This window comes from Mesorhizobium sp. M0048 (assembly GCF_040323405.1).
Lineage (GTDB): Bacteria > Pseudomonadota > Alphaproteobacteria > Rhizobiales > Rhizobiaceae > Mesorhizobium.
Genome location: NZ_JAMYUV010000043.1, coordinates 1 through 13,538, shown reverse-complemented (window position 1 = coordinate 13,538; position 13,538 = coordinate 1). Strand labels below are relative to the sequence as shown.

The following is a 13,538-nucleotide window of genomic DNA, read 5'->3' as shown; positions in this document are numbered from 1 at the left end:
GAACCTAAAATGCGGCGGGCTTGGTTCGGATGGATAAGGCCAGGAGCGCCTCCGAAAGTCGTTTCTTCGCCCGCTCGACCCCGTTCTCGTCGATTGCCTCAACATCGAGGAACAAGTCGAGGCCAGTCGCGTGCTCGCTGATGACCTGAGGACGCTGGGCGAGCTCACCTAGGAGGCCCTCGACTTCGTAGGGGACAACCTCCCGGCTGATCCCCTTCATCGCAATCGGTGCTAATGGACGCGCCCGGACAAGGTCGCGCACGAGCGCGTAAGTCTCATAGCTGAGGCAGATGCCGCCGGGCTCGGCAATCGACTGCAGACGGGCCGCCAAGTTCGCCTCGGCTCCAATGATCGTGTAGTCCATCCGATCATCGGAACCGAAGTTCCCGACATTGCAATAGCCTGTGTTGATGCCCATGCGAGCTCGGAAGGGCCGTTCAACTCCGCGGTCATGCCACACCCTGTTCAACTGCTCCAGCCGACGCTGCATGTCGACAGCCATGCGCAAGCAGGCCCTTGCGTCTTCCTCGATGCCTTGCGTCTCGGGGTCTCCGAAGAACACAAGAAGTGCGTCGCCGATGAACTTGTCGACGGTGCCGCCGTGTTTGAGCGCGATCGTCGACATCTCGGTGAAGTACTCGTTGAGGAGAAGCGTCAAGTCCTCGGGCTGGAGCCGTTCCACGATCGCGGTGAAATCCTTGACGTCGGAGAAAAAGATCGTGAGCTTCTTGCGCTCGGTCGCGATGGTGACGTCCTTCTGGCCACTGAAGATGCTTTTGTAAATTTGAGGCGAAAGGTATTTGGCGATCTTCAATGAGATCGCGGCCAGGAAGTCGTTTGCCTCCGAAAGCTCCTTGTTGATGCCCTGAATCAACGCCGACTGCCGACGCTGCAGGAGAATGAACGTCAGGCCCGCCGCCGCCGCGAAACCGAAATATAGGAGCAGATACTTGAAGGTCAGCACATTCGCAGCAATAGGCTGATTGACTGATATCTCCTGGATCCCTCGGACATCCCCTACCTTCCAGTCCGTCTTGGGGCTATCCGGGTGTGAGTTATGGCATGTCACGCACACTTGTCCCATTATGACAGGGGCCGCGGCGCGGACCTGCCGGTCAAACAGTGAGCCCGAGACTTCGATGATCGGCTCCTTCGGGTTGGCGCGCAAAGCCAAGATTGCATTCCGCTCGAACGCATCGAGCTGGTGGGGCGCGCGACCTTTGAAAGGCAGATCCGAGACGAACCGATATTTGACCGACCCGTCGTGAGCGCTAATGCGCTTGCCGAGTTCGATCGAGAGGGTTGCTGGAATAGGGATCGCACCGGGCACGTCCCGGTAGTTGTGCGTCGCAGTCACGGCGCCGTCTGCCTGCAGCACGCGTCCCACGACGTCGCTGCCGTAGAATCCGCGCATTTCGTCGATGATCCGGCTGATTTCGCTGGCTTGCCTGCGCAGCATCCGTTCCGACAGGTCTCGGAGGTCGAGCCAGGCTGCGACGGGCAGACCGATAAGGCCGATGACCACTGCCGCCACCAGGAGCGGTCCCATGGTGCGCTGCTGACGCGCAATCTGTTCACCCAGTCCAGCCATTGTCCAAGCGCCCGGCCGTCTTAGTATGTGAACTATAGCTCATTCCCGGCACGGTACCAGAGTCAGTCTTGGCTCGATGAAAACACGTCAGCCCTGCAGCGTCGGACCGACCTTGAGCAGTTGGTGCTAAGCCCCGGCTCTCACAGAGGATTTCGCTTTCTGGCGCGAGACGGCAGTGAATCGGTGAAGGGGATGTCGCAAAGTCGGCTGTGGCCCGAATGCGCTCCGCGATAACCGCTCAGGGGTCAAAAATTCACGTCTGGCAAGATTGAGACTTCTGCGGCTGGAGAGAGCACGTCGGAAAAGAAAGCGTCCCGCAAACGTATCCGCGCTTCGGCCGCACTATGGAATGGGACCCTGCGGCGGGTGACGCGGTACTGCGCGCTGCCGGCGGCATGACCCGTACGCTGGACGGTCAGCCGCTCGCCTGCAGCGCAACCGGAGCGACGACGAGGATTTCGCCAATCCGCATTTCATTGCCAGCGGCAAGGGCTGCCACGGCCGTTAGCCACCATGATGAACTCGGATCCCATCCTGGCTCGTCCCCCCAAATGACGCCGTCGCGCATGCGACGCCTAGGTGAAACATTTATTTTCGGTCGAACCGTTGCGCGAGAAATAACCCTAAGGTGTGGATCGTGGCAGCGGCGCTTTCGCGTGTTAAACTGCTTGCATGGAGATCGACACCGACAAGATCGACGATGCCGTTATGGGCCTGCTTTGGCTGACGCTGCATGAAGAGAGGCGCGCCTGGAAGGGGTTGGATTGGAATGCCCTGGATCGCTTGCACGAGAAGGGGCTGATCGCGAATCCGGCAAACAAGGCGAAGTCAGTGGTTCTGACGGATGAAGGACTGCGGCGTGCTGAGGAGCTATTCCGAACCCTGTTCACTCGCCCGGCGCCCTGAGCCAGAGCGCTGGACGGGCGCCTGCGAGCTGATAGCGCACATGGCTGAATTTTTCGACACCGGCGGCGCGCTGACCCCAGGCGGGACGGCGATGTTCTCGCCATGGCGGCCAGTCACCTACGCCAACGGGGGCATTCTGTCTGTCAAGGCAGTGGCAGATAACACCGCAGCCGCGACCCTCAAACGTCAACGGCATTGACGCGAAGTCCAGCCGCGAGCTGCTCTCCCGGCGAATCGGCGCCCAACGCGCTGAGTTGCAGCCAGCAGCGGGTCTATGCCGCTGCTGACACATGGGATGTTAGTGGGGCAGATTGCCACTGGCGATGCGAAATCTCTATGGCTGCGGATTTCCGAAGGCAGGTTTCTCAAGCACGAGCACATGACTACCAAGGGGCGATGTGTGAGTGCTCTTGACCTGGAACCCCTCGTCAGAAAGCGTTTCGATGAATTCGCCATCCGTTCCAGGTGGAACGCGGGCAACGACGTTTGAGGTGCGCCTCACAATATTGGAAAGCACCCTTCGCGCCTTGCCTGGGCCGATGTTGCGCTGCATGTGCTGATAGACGGCCAGCAGCAGGACGATATCGTATTTCGGTAGAAGGATATTGCCGAGGCGCCGGCTGCCAAGATTCAGGCGATCGAACCGGGCATGTACCGGGGAGCCGCTCAACAACATCTTTGCAGTCTCGATATGCGGCTTGGCAATGTCGATCCCATGGATCGAACTGGGTTTCAGCTTGGATATCTCATAGGCGACAACACCCATATTGCAGCCAACATCGAGAATGGATTTTCCGGCGTAGTCGACCTTTGCGGAGAATAGCCCGTCAAGTCTGTCGTCCCACGTTCCTGCAAAACCCCTTTTGAATCTTGACCACCACAAATCATCAGCTCCTTTGGGAAGAGCCCCCTTGAGCGCCTCCTACCACGAGAGAATTAACGGTCGATACCCTTTCAACTGGAATTGATCACCTTGACGAACCAAGGCAAGGACGTGTGCGGCGGCGTCACAACCCCATCACCTTGAGTGCCGCGAGAACCGCGTAGCGGCTGCCGTCATAGCGCAGCCGGTAGGTCCGCTTCACAGGCTTGCCGGGATGGGACTGGCATTCGCCATTCTGGTCGGGGGAGGGATTGTCGGTATTCGACCGCTCGACCGCAATGATGTCACGATAGCCGTGGTGGCGCGCCGGACTCATCGCCAGGCTGACCTGGCTGGAATGAAAGGATCCGGCGCAACTGGCATCGCTATCGCCGCCAGAGCCGGCCACCACGAGGCCGTCGAGCACCAAGCGCAGCGCATCGCTGGCGACGGCATAGAGCCGCAGGTCGGTTTCAGTGAAGGGAGTAGCCTGCGAATGGTTTGCCATTTCGATGCGCAGGCCGAATGCGGTGACACTGGGGGCCAGTGCATAACGGCCGGTGTCGAATTCCACCTCCTCGATGACAATCGCGTTATCGGTCATCAGACCGGGCTGGAGCAGGCGCTGGCGCACCCGCAGGCTCTTCCTGTCGACGACCAGAAGCTCGATATCGCCGACATGTAGGTGGTCGGCGTTTGCGGTGTCGATCAGCGGCACCGCGACCAACAGCAGGTCGTCATGGGCTGGCCATATCTTGCAGACCAGGCCAAATGGCGCTTCGCTCTCCTGGAGCGTTGAGGTGATGCTAGTATGAGGTTCAAGCGTGAACGAGGTGCCGTCGGCGCTCTTTCGGGCCTTGGGATAGGCCTGCTGCACCAGGGCGGCGGCATCGCCGCAATCGCCCGCCGCGGCTCGGGCGGGCGACAGGCCGGCGGAGGCGAGGCCGAGCAAAAAGAAGAGGGCACGAGACCGTATTCGCATGAGGATCTCACGTCGCGGCGGATGCGGGCAGGCATGTCTACGCGACATTGCTGGCGGCGCACAGGGGTGCGCGGAAGCCGCGGCTAACGCCACGTCAATGAAATGCTGAGTCGAGAGAGTTCGTTTGAGACTCCAAGATCCGGCACTGACTGCCGAATCCTTCGAGGCGAGGCCAGCCACTTCGACGAGAACGCCCAAAAGATGTTGGTGAAGGCTGCTGGGCTACTTGCTGTCGATTCTGGATTTGGCTGCATGTTGTCGGTGCAAGTGGTAATTGCTGCGGCCGAGATTAGCCGGCGCCCCTTTGGGGCTGGGGAGCGTGGAGGCGCCGGCTGAGCGGACATCAGGTCCGCCGCCCGGAGAACTTAATATCGGCCACGCTCGCGCCTATGACATTATCACGGGAGGCCCGACGGCAGCCGGTCAGACCTCAGGCCGTCTCAACACGAGCTGGCTCTGGCTTTGCAACCGCCAGCGCAACAATGAGCGCCGTTAAGTAAACAGCGCCTCTTCTTGTAAATGGCTGCCTAATGTGATCCTACCAGACTTGCCGGTCATACCAGTCGTCAATATCCTGCCGAACACGGTCCTTTTCGATACCATATCGTTCCTGGATCTTGCCTTCGAGCTGATCGCGATTGCCAGCGATGCGATCAAGATCATCATCGGTAAGTTTACCCCACTGTTCCTTGATCTTACCCTTGACCTGCTTCCAATTTCCTTCGACGCGATTCCAGTCCATGACATATCCTCCATTGTATCACACAAAGCGAAACGGTCGTCTGGCCTGGGAGTTCCGGGACGAAGATCTCTGATGTTCAAGTCTCCAGTTGGGAAGGTGACGGCGCCAATTAGGAGATGGTGGGCCTTTTGGGTACGCGTCGACCTCCCAGACGAAGGCCCTTTCCTACACGTCGCCAGGTGATGCAGCGCCGTGGGCGAACGCAAACAACGAGCGGAGCGTGACGTGTTGAGCGAGAGGAGCACGGCTGTCCTGCGCAAGATCATCCAGGTCGAAATAGTCCTCCCAGGCCTTCGGGCCGCTAGGCCGCCCCGCGGTAGTGACATGCCGGATCCGAATACATGGGCTCATTCGATACCCTTGCCGGGGAGCTGGCACCACGCGCGTCGCCGGATTGAACCGGAAGAGTCCGGCCGCGTTGTCTGGTAACTGGAATGGCAATTGTTGAAGATGGAAATGGCGAACACTGGCACAACGCGTGGACGCAACCAGGACCGGGTAAAGGGTCGCTGGTGGGCACGACCACGACATGAACTACGACGCAAAGCAAAACCGGCGCTAGCAAAGCCGACCTCAAATCGGCGGTGAAGTCGCTCGGCAACAATCGCAAGAAGGCCGAAGATAAGCTGGGCAAGGAGTGAGCCTGGGCCGCACAGGACGCCGGCGAAATTGGCGACAAAAGCTCGAGGTTCAGCGAAGGGGCATAGGCCACGTTGCCCTGTGCGCCGACTGCCGCCAGTAGTCATGAGAGGGCATTCACATGACCCGCATCGCCACCTTTAATGTGAACGGTATCAACGGCCGACTACCTGTGCTCCTGAGGTGGTTGGGCGAAACTGACTACAACATTGTGTGCCTGCAGGAATTGAAGACGTCAGACGACAAGTTTCCTGCCGACGCGATCAGGGAGGCGGGCTACGGCGCGATCTGGCACGGTCAGAAATCCTACAACGGTGTTGCAATCCTCGCTCGCGGAATCGAGCCGATGGAACGTCGACGCGGCCTGCCCGGGGATCCCGACGATACCCACAGCCGCTATATCGAGGCCGAGGTGGATGGGATCGTCGTGGGCTGTCTTTACCTGCCCAATGGCAATCCAGCGCCTGGCCCAAAGTTCGACTACAAGCTGCGCTGGTTCGATCGTCTCATCAGCTACGGCCAGCACTTGCTCCAGGACCGGGTGCCAAGTGTTCTCTGCGGCGACTTTAACGTCGTTCCAACCCCGATCGACGCCGTGGTGCCGAGCCGATGGCTGGGCGATGCGGTCTATTTCCCGCAGAGCAGGCGGGCCTACGCCAAAATGCTCCAAGCTGGCTGGATGGATGCCGTGCGGCGCATCCATCCGGAGAAGGGCATCTACACCTATTGGAACTTCTCTTACCGTGGCGGCTACGATCGGAGTTCCGGCCTGCGAATGGACCATCTCCTGGTGAGCCCCTCCCTTTCCGACCGGCTGCGCAATGCTGGCGTGGACGTCGAGCTTCGCAGGTGGGAGAAGCCAAGCGACCATGCGCCGGCCTGGATCGAGCTCAATTGACTGCGAGGAATACAAATGGTCGAATTGGATGACCACGTCGATCAACAAAATCTCTTTGTGTGTGGGCGGCGAAAGGAGTCGAGCGGGGGAACCGCCAAACAGGATAACCTAGGGGCAGCTCCGCTCCTGCTGCCAAGCCACGGATGGCAAGGAAGCAAAGATCGTGGCTGGTCTGGAACAGTCCGAGGCGCAGAGCACTGCCAGGAAAGCGGTCCGGCATTGACGAAATTGGACGAAGGCCTGCGGTTTGGACCGCTTCGTGAGCGCTGGGTTCACCTCTGTGTCGACATGCAACGGATGTTTGCCGAACCGACGCAATGGCACACGCCGTGGATGGAGCGCGTATTGCCCAATGTCGTCGCCCTCGTCGAATTGGACCCGGCGCGGACGATATTCACCCGGTTTATTCCCCCTCGATCTCCTAACGACGTAGGCGGCGCCTGGAGACGCTACTATCAAAAATGGGAGACGATGACCCGTAATAGGCTTGATCCTCAGCTGATTGATCTTGTTCCGGAACTGGCGCGCTTCGTGCCGCCCGCTTTGTTGGAGGACAAACCTGTCATGTCCGTTTGGCACGGTTCACTGCATGCTCGCCTGCGGTCTGCGGGAATTGATTCACTGATCGTGTCGGGCGCGGAGACGGAGGTCTGCGTGCTCGCCTCTGTGATGGGAGCCATCGATTTCGGCTACCGGGTGATCATCGTCGCTGACGCGGTATGTTCCGGAGCTGACTCGACCCACGATGCCATGCTGGCGATCTATGAGAGCCGCTACGGTATGCAGGTCGAGACAGTGACCACCGCCGACCTCCTGGCCGCTCGACTGGACAGAATGTTGTGACATCGGGAGCACCTCGGCGAATGACAGAACAGGAAATGATTATCGAAGCGTTGGGCGTCACTGCGAGCTTCGACGTCGCGCTGGAAGCGCGCCGGCGCATGGACTTTCTCAGCACCTATCTGCGTGCATCGGGCCTAAGCACCTATGTGCTGGGGATCAGCGGCGGAGTGGATTCACTCACCGCCGCTCTTCTGGCTCAACGCGCCGTCGAGGAACTGCGAATGACAGGATACGACGCTACATTCCTGGCCGTTCGTCTCCCGTACGGCACCCAGGCGGACGAGCATGATGCCCAGCGGGCCTTGGACACCATAGCGGCGGATGAATTGCACCGGGTCGACATCAAGCCGGCTGCCGACGCGATGCTGGATTCGATCAAGCTGGCTGGGGTCGAGCTTGGCGATGCCGGCCGCGAGGATTTCTTGCTTGGCAACATCAAGGCGCGTCAACGCATGATCGCCCAGTTCACGCTCGCCGGCGCCACGCGCGGGCTGGTCATCGGCACCGACCATGCGGCTGAGGCCTTGATGGGTTTCTTCACCAAGTTCGGTGACGGTGCCGCCGACATTCTTCCTCTTTCCGGGTTGAACAAACGCAGGGTTCGCGCCTTGGCAGCGCATCTGGGCGCTCCGCCTGAACTTGTTGAGAAGATCCCGACCGCCGACCTGGAGAACCTCGTCCCGCTTCGGCCTGACGAAGATGCATATGGTCTCACATACGATCAGATTGACGACTTCCTAGAAGGCCGGGAAATCAACGAAGCGGCGCGCCGGCGGATACTTCACGCGCACTCCAGCACAGCCCATAAGCGAGCGCCTCCGGTCACAACGAGTGCCATGACGAGTTCGGCATTGGCGCATTGGCAATAGCCGTCTCAACATACGGGACCGATGGGCTTAACTTCCGCTGGAGCGATGCGTTGCTCTTTCCGCTCCGCATGCGGTCATGCGGTCGAGAGTGTCGGCACGTATGGCCGAGGCCGGCGCGCGAACTCACTCCTCCCTGAATGCCCGCTGGATTTGATCTTCCAAAGGTTTCACGAGGTAAGACAGCATTGTCCGGCTGCCGGTCGAGAAGAACACCTCGACAGGCATGCCGGGCGCCAAGGTTAGGCCTTTCAGCCGTGTAAGCTCTGTGCGCGGCAGTGTGACCCGCACGGTATAGAAGCTCGTGCCGCTTCGCTCATCGATGCTGAGATCGGGGGAGATCTCACTGACTACACCATTTAGCTCAGGCGTTATCCGCTGGTTGAAAGCCGAAAGCCGCAAGGTTGCGCTCTGCCTTGGTGTCAGCTGATCGATGTCTTGCGGTGCCACACGCGCTTCCACGGTCAGGTCGTCTGTCACAGGGACAATCTGCATGATGAGCTCTCCGGCAGATATAACGCCGCCGACCGTATGCACGCCAAGCTGATGGACGACGCCAGTTTGCGGGCTGCGTATATCGATACGCCTGAGTTGATCTTCGGCGGAGACCTTTTGCTCAACCAACTCGGCGAGCTTTGCCTGGACGTCGCGGAGTTCGGTTGCCACCTCGCTGCGCAAATCCTGGTCGATCTGAATGATCTGCAAACGGATTTCGGACGTATGACCCTTCGATTGCGCGATTGCCGCAGTCAGCTTGCCATGCTCGCCTTCAAGCCGGACTGCATCACGCTCAAGTGTCGTTATGCGATCGATTGAAACCAGCTTGCGGTGCCAGAGCTTGCGCAGCCCGTCGAGCTCAAGCCCGATCAGCTTGATTTCCTGGCTTTTAGCATCCCTTTGCTCGGTCAGACCGGAAACCTCCTCGCTGAGCTGAGCAATGCGCTCTTCCAACTGAGCCTTCTGGCCAGCGCGTGCCTGGCGACGAAACTCGAACAGGGATTGCTCGCCTCCCATCGCACGCCGGATCTCAGGATCGCCCTGCCGCGAGCTCAGCGAAGCTGGGAAGGCGATGGCGTCATTGCCATCGCGCTCGGCTTCGAGGCGGGCCAGCCGGGCCTCGAATTCGTCCAGGCTCTTGATGACGATGGCTAAATTCGCCCGGGTGACGGTTTCATCGAGACGGATCAAGACCTGGCCCGCCTTCACGGCATCGCCTTCTCGAACGAGGATTTGACCGACGACGCCACCCGTTGGATGCTGCACCTTTTTAACGCTGGAATCGACGACCAGCCTTCCCGAAGCAATGACGGCTCCGGAAAGCTCCGTGACCGCGGCCAGGCTTCCCGCCCCACCAACCAGAAGCACGCACACCGCGACACCACCGAACAGATAGCGGCGAATGGTCCGATCGATCGCGGGCGCCGCGTATTGCGTCATCACTGTGTCGCCTCCTCAGGGCCGGAGACGACCTTCAGAGGAACGCCTCCCGGGCGGGTTACCTTCCCCAGGACCTCATTCTTGGGCCCAAACGCCTGGACACGGCCGTTTGCCATGACAAGGACCTGATCCAGGCTTGCAAGCGCGCTCGGCCGATGCGCAACCACCACAGCAATACCGCCTCGCGCCCGCACTTCTTCAATTGCCGCCGCCAGCGCGGCCTCCCCTTCTGCATCGAGGTTGGAATTGGGCTCGTCCAGAATCACGAGGAACGGGTCGCCGTAGAGGGCTCGTGCGAGTGCAACTCGCTGTCTCTGGCCCGCTGAAAGCGCCGCCCCAGCCTCGCCGATGCGAGTTTCGTAACCTTCAGGCAGATGGACGACGAGATCGTGAACGCCGGCGGCTTGCGCAGCCGCCAGTATCTTGTCCGACGGGGGGCGAGATTCGAAGCGCGCGATGTTCTCGGCTATGGTGCCATCAAACAGCTGCACATCCTGCGGCAGATAGCCGATGTGGTTGCCGAGCTCTTCCGGCGACCATTGGTCGAGGGTCGCGCCATCGAGCCTGACCGTTCCCCGGATGGGGAGCCATATTCCGGCGATTGCCCGGACAAGTGAAGATTTTCCAGACGCGCTCGGTCCGACGACGCCGAGGCCGGCACCCTTTTCCAGCGCGAACCCGACATCCTGCACAACCACACGCCGCTCGCCGGGTGGCGTGACGCTGATGCTTTCGACGGCAAGAGCAGATACCGGCGCGGGCAGCGAGACACTCGTGGCGGTCTGGGGAAGCATGGCCAAAAGCTGGCTCAGCCGGGTCCATGCCTGGCGAGCACTGACAAAGCCCTTCCAATGGGCGATAGCCAGTTCGACCGGTGCGAGCGCCCGGCTCATCATAATCGAACTGGCGATCATAATACCGGCTGTCGCTTCCTGATGAATGACCAGATAGGCGCCGATCGCCAGTATACCCGACTGCAGCATCATGCGCAGGACCTTCGAGATCGTCCCGAGCGTCCCAGCCAGGTCGCTGGCTGTTGCGTTCGTGTTGAGATAATCGGCGTTGACGCCTGCCCAGCGCTCGGCAATGCGCGCGCCAAAGCCCATCGCCTGCAGAGCCTCTGCATTGCGGCGCGTCGCCTCCGCAAGCGTATTGCGCGCCGCCGCCTGGCTGTTTGCCCTCTTCGCCGGCTCCCTCGTGCGAACTTCGGCAAGCAGAGTCAGGCTGGCGAGAACGATGGCGCCGGCCAGCGCCGTCATGCCGATCCAAAAATGGAACAGGAAGCAAATTATCAAATACAGCGGCATCCAGGGCAGGTCGAAAAGCGCTGTCGGACCAGTGCTCGACAGAAACGAACGAACCTGATCAAGATCCCGCAAAGACTGAAGGCCGTCGCCTGGGAGCTTGGTGCGCAACGGCAAACGCATAAGGGCGGTATACACTTGCCCGCTCAACCGCGCGTCCAGCGCCATGCCGATGTGTACAAGCAGCCGCGACCGGATTAGTTCAAGAACACCCTGAAAGACGAAAAGCGTGCCGGCAAACACAGCAAGTCCGATGAGTGTCGGCACACTGCGGCCGGGTATGACCCGATCATAGACCTGCAGCATGAAGAACGAGCCGGTCAGCGCCAGAACATTGACGACACCGCTAATCAGGGCGATTCCAGCGATCGCGCGGCGGAAAGAGGCCAAAACCGCAGCGAGCGTTGTTCGCGGCGGCTCGGACGAATGGGAATACGACATCGCCTTCACATCGGTTTCAGTTCGGTCCCACGCGCAAGGATCGTGCCCGAAATCAGGCTCGATGACAACGTCTACATACCGCCGCAGTCAGGCGCCGCGCCTAGATAAGCCAATCGTTCAGCGCGTAGGCGTGGATGTAGTCGATCTGCATCTCCGCAGGTGTCGCAAGCCCGTCGGCAGGCGCCCCCGCGAGACCACCGACTGCCAGATCGACCAGCATATACATGGGATCGTGCATGTCGGAAGGGGTTGCGGCACGGGCAACTTCCACATCATCGAAATACCAGACGAGTTCGTCTTCCGTCCACAGCACCCCGTACGTGTGGAACCCTCCCGTATCGGCGGCAAAGGCCGTCGAGGACACTGTCGTATGAGTTCCCGTCTCGTTCGAGTGGCTTGTCATAATGAGCTTGCCTGGATCCTGGCCGAGCATCTCCACGACGTCCAGTTCCGGTGGCCAGGAGCCGTCTGCCGGCAGCAGCCAGAAGGCCGGCCACACACCTTGCTTTTCGGGCATGTCGGCCCGAATTTCGAAATAGCCGTAGGTCTGCGCGAACGATTCATAGGTCGTCAGCAAACCTGACGTGTATTTGTAATTGTCTATGTCGGGCTGGATAGCCGCGGGAGCCCGGGCGGCGGTAATCGTAAGAACACCATCCTCGATGCTGAAGGGGTTAACGGAACGCGTCGGAGCGTAGTTGGTGTCGATATACCATTGAAGCTCCTTGTTGCTCGTGAGCGAGCTGCCATTCGGGGCACCCCACCAGAAGTTCGAATCCCAGGTGCCACTCGAGCCATTCCACAGGTCCAGCGTGTTGAACTCGTCCGAAAAGGTGAGTTCCAGATGCGACCTGTCCAGGGCAAGATCGAACTGGCCTGGGGTGAACTGGTCGATGGTCTTGTTGGCGAACACGAGAAACTCGTTTTCGGACAGGTTGAGTCGGACGTTCGCTCCAGTTTGCACCATGTTGGCGTGCACTTCTTCGAAGGAGGTGAAGCCGTAGCTTCCGACGCGCGCTGTATCGTCGGCGCCAAAGTCGAGGATCAGGTCACTGCCATTCCCGGGGGTCACAACAAAAATGTCGGCCCCGGACCCGCCCTTGAGAACGTCGTCTCCCCGGAGGCTGTCGAGCGTCTGTTGGCCGGAGCCGCCGGTAATGATGTTGCTTAGCTCGTTTCCGAAAGCAAAGTGTTTGTCCCCGGTGACCGTCAGGTTCTCGAAATTGGCCGGGAGCTTGTAGCTCATCCAGGTCGAGATGGTATCGATACCCTCGTTGGGCAGCTCGACCGCCTTGTTTTTGGATGAATACAGATAATAGATGTCATCGCCCTTGCCGCCATACATTGTGACGGCAACGCCGCCGTCGGCGTACATCGAGTCGTTGTAGATGCTGCCATAAAGTAGCGGGCCCGAATTCGTCGCCGAATACCACTTTACCGAGGACCCGCTGTAGGGGAGTGGCACACCCTTGGCGTTCAATACGGTGGCCATTTAGTTCTTCTCCTTTGTCTCGCCTGTCTCGCCTCGACATCAGGCTACCTTTGGAGGACAAGACGAGCCAGTAACATTTGGCTCCCGACTTGAGAGAGTTACCAGAACTTTAATGGGCAACGCAGCGAGGGCCCGCCTGAACGTTCAGGGCACCAGGATTGCAGCCGGGCCTTGCCGCTCTGCTTCGGCCGGCCGCAATGTCAGACGTGCGGCCGTTATGCGACGCAGGGCTTGTTGTCAGATGCATGATGCGAAACGTGAGATGCAGCTCCAGTTTTGGCGATGGCAGGCGCGCCGCATTGTTGATATCATCCGCACAGAACAGGCGCGCAAATGACATCGGATTCAGAGAAGGCTCAGGCGGTCGAGCAGCTGCTTGATACACCTGACCTTGCAACAGCACTCGAAAGCGAACAGTTCAAGAAATTCCTTGACCAGGTGCCGATCGCCATAGCCGTTTCGGACCTTGCCGGTGAAGAGCGCGTGGTCTACGCCAATCCGGAATTCGAGAAACTGTCAGGCCTGACAGCCGCCA

General features: G+C 59.9%; 13 protein-coding genes and 1 pseudogene. 7 read left to right on the top strand and 7 right to left on the bottom strand.

Annotation, left to right across the window (positions count from 1 at the left end; translation table 11 throughout):
• Positions 1 to 4: 4 nt before the first annotated feature.
• Entirely contained in the window at positions 5 to 1,591 is a 1,587-nt protein-coding gene (locus tag NKJ84_RS25795; RefSeq protein ID WP_352508780.1) for an adenylate/guanylate cyclase domain-containing protein, read from the bottom strand.
• Positions 1,592 to 1,914: 323 nt separating this feature from the next.
• On the opposite strand from NKJ84_RS25795, the pseudogene NKJ84_RS25790 reads away from it, so the two are divergent.
• The 3 genes and pseudogenes from NKJ84_RS25790 to NKJ84_RS25780 form a co-directional block, all read left to right on the top strand.
• Positions 1,915 to 2,099 (top strand): annotated as a pseudogene (locus NKJ84_RS25790) (inositol monophosphatase family protein); the annotation flags it as partial.
• A 164-nt stretch (positions 2,100 to 2,263) separates the two neighbouring features.
• Complete coding sequence (locus tag NKJ84_RS25785; protein WP_352508779.1) at positions 2,264 to 2,497, top strand: DUF6429 family protein; 234 nt, start codon at positions 2,264 to 2,266, stop codon at positions 2,495 to 2,497.
• Between the two features lie 40 nt (positions 2,498 to 2,537).
• Positions 2,538 to 2,696, top strand: coding sequence for a hypothetical protein (locus tag NKJ84_RS25780; RefSeq protein ID WP_352508778.1), 159 nt, complete (start codon positions 2,538 to 2,540; stop codon positions 2,694 to 2,696).
• 135 nt (positions 2,697 to 2,831) lie between these two features.
• Here NKJ84_RS25780 and NKJ84_RS25775 read toward each other — a convergent pair whose 3' ends face one another.
• The 3 genes from NKJ84_RS25775 to NKJ84_RS25765 all read right to left on the bottom strand — a co-directional run bounded on the left by NKJ84_RS25775 (position 2,832) and on the right by NKJ84_RS25765 (position 5,083).
• The gene (locus NKJ84_RS25775) at positions 2,832 to 3,380 is read right to left on the bottom strand and encodes a class I SAM-dependent methyltransferase (protein WP_156948240.1); all 549 of its coding nucleotides are present in this window, start codon (positions 3,378 to 3,380) and stop codon (positions 2,832 to 2,834) included.
• Between the two features lie 124 nt (positions 3,381 to 3,504).
• Entirely contained in the window at positions 3,505 to 4,311 is an 807-nt protein-coding gene (locus NKJ84_RS25770; protein WP_352508777.1) for a PA3715 family protein, read from the bottom strand.
• A 568-nt stretch (positions 4,312 to 4,879) separates the two neighbouring features.
• The gene (locus NKJ84_RS25765; protein ID WP_352478587.1) at positions 4,880 to 5,083 is read right to left on the bottom strand and encodes a CsbD family protein; all 204 of its coding nucleotides are present in this window, start codon (positions 5,081 to 5,083) and stop codon (positions 4,880 to 4,882) included.
• Between the two features lie 760 nt (positions 5,084 to 5,843).
• Between NKJ84_RS25765 and xth the strand changes: the two genes are divergently transcribed.
• The 3 genes from xth to nadE are packed head-to-tail and all read left to right on the top strand — an operon-like array spanning position 5,844 to position 8,332.
• Positions 5,844 to 6,620 (top strand): exodeoxyribonuclease III, encoded by a 777-nt coding sequence (gene xth, locus NKJ84_RS25760; protein WP_352508776.1) that lies wholly within the window; start codon positions 5,844 to 5,846, stop codon positions 6,618 to 6,620.
• A gap of 15 nt (positions 6,621 to 6,635) precedes the next feature.
• Positions 6,636 to 7,463 carry a cysteine hydrolase family protein gene (locus NKJ84_RS25755; protein WP_352508775.1) on the top strand — a complete coding sequence of 276 codons (828 nt, stop codon included), beginning with the start codon at positions 6,636 to 6,638 and terminating at the stop codon, positions 7,461 to 7,463.
• A gap of 20 nt (positions 7,464 to 7,483) precedes the next feature.
• On the top strand, positions 7,484 to 8,332 hold the full coding sequence (gene nadE / locus NKJ84_RS25750) for an NAD(+) synthase (RefSeq protein ID WP_352508774.1): 849 nt from the start codon (positions 7,484 to 7,486) through the stop codon (positions 8,330 to 8,332).
• Between the two features lie 123 nt (positions 8,333 to 8,455).
• Here nadE and NKJ84_RS25745 read toward each other — a convergent pair whose 3' ends face one another.
• The 3 genes from NKJ84_RS25745 to eglC all read right to left on the bottom strand — a co-directional run bounded on the left by NKJ84_RS25745 (position 8,456) and on the right by eglC (position 13,003).
• Positions 8,456 to 9,766, bottom strand: coding sequence for an HlyD family type I secretion periplasmic adaptor subunit (locus tag NKJ84_RS25745; RefSeq protein ID WP_352508773.1), 1,311 nt, complete (start codon positions 9,764 to 9,766; stop codon positions 8,456 to 8,458).
• A complete protein-coding gene (locus NKJ84_RS25740; protein WP_352508772.1) occupies positions 9,766 to 11,511 on the bottom strand; it encodes a type I secretion system permease/ATPase in 1,746 nt (581 codons plus the stop codon). Before NKJ84_RS25740 ends, NKJ84_RS25745 begins: the two co-directional genes overlap by 1 nt.
• A 100-nt stretch (positions 11,512 to 11,611) precedes the next feature.
• The gene (gene eglC / locus NKJ84_RS25735) at positions 11,612 to 13,003 is read right to left on the bottom strand and encodes an endo-1,3-1,4-beta-glycanase EglC (protein ID WP_352508771.1); all 1,392 of its coding nucleotides are present in this window, start codon (positions 13,001 to 13,003) and stop codon (positions 11,612 to 11,614) included.
• Between the two features lie 333 nt (positions 13,004 to 13,336).
• On the opposite strand from eglC, the gene NKJ84_RS25730 reads away from it, so the two are divergent.
• A partial coding sequence (locus tag NKJ84_RS25730; protein WP_352508770.1) for a PAS domain-containing protein occupies positions 13,337 to 13,538 on the top strand: 202 nt, incomplete at its 3' end.